Annotated in this window: 1 protein-coding gene; it reads left to right on the top strand. The window is 36.9% G+C overall.

Features of this window, described 5'->3' with window-relative positions; genetic code table 11:
- The first annotated feature begins 336 nt into the window (after positions 1–336).
- Complete coding sequence (locus B2X72_RS19360; RefSeq protein WP_046675100.1) at positions 337–720, top strand: hypothetical protein; 384 nt, start codon at positions 337–339, stop codon at positions 718–720.
- Positions 721–873 lie beyond the last annotated feature (153 nt).

The following is an 873-nucleotide window of genomic DNA, read 5'->3' as shown; positions in this document are numbered from 1 at the left end:
TCCTTTGTTTAGAAACAAAGTTAAACTGGTCTTTAGTGAATTGGAAGAGGCTGATGCTGCTATTCTTGGTGCAAGCGCATTGGTCTGGGAAAAATAATATATTGGTTTGTTCTCAAGGCAGAATTACCGCTTATCGGGACTGTTGTGTTTTGAGAACAACTTGGTTAAATCGCTAAAATACAACGGCACTTTCACAGAATATATATGATCTTGTTGTCGGGGATTTATGGAGAAATAACTGACCATTTAATTTATTATAGCGACTGTTATCTTTTTTTGAGAAGCTAAAGGCATAGTCTTTGCTAATAAGTTCTTTTAAACTTAACACTATTCCAAATGAAAAAGACCATTTTTCTCCTTCTGTTGCTGTGTACAGCTTTATTCTCAAAAGCAGATCAACTTCAGGCCTTGACACAAAAGCAAGCCGAAACGGCCGTTGCATACCTTAAAAAAGAACCCATCGTTATTTTATGGTGTAGCTGTTGTGATAATCAAATACCCAAAAAGATTACTGTTCAAGAAGTATATTTCAAGGCATATCCGGATGGAAAATATTATTCTGTGGTTGTAAAAGGACGGGATGAAAGTGGGGCCGAGGTAGAGGAATATGTAGACTTGGCTTATGTGTTCGTAAAAAAAGGTAAAAAAGCGAAAAGCTTAGGAAAAGTGTTGAAATATGAGTGTGACCCTTGTACAAAACCATTTGACTGGGCGGCTTAAATTCTTGACGCGACATATTATCGCTAATCTATTCTGTTTGCTTCAAGAAATTATACCCTCAATGGTGATAACTTAGCATCAAAAAGTACTGGTCAAAAAAAAAATCCCAAGCTGAAAGCTTGGGATATTGATAAGTGCGGAAGAAGGGACTCG

The sequence above is a fragment of the Sphingobacterium sp. UBA7253 genome, assembly GCF_002472745.1.
Lineage (GTDB): Bacteria > Bacteroidota > Bacteroidia > Sphingobacteriales > Sphingobacteriaceae > Sphingobacterium > Sphingobacterium siyangense.
This window is presented reverse-complemented; position numbering and strand designations above follow the sequence as displayed.

Excerpts from the sequence above, each read along its gene's own strand:
- B2X72_RS19360 (WP_046675100.1), top strand. The coding sequence starts at position 337 with ATGAAAAAGACCATTTTTCTCCTTCTGTTGCTGTGTACAGCTTTATTC.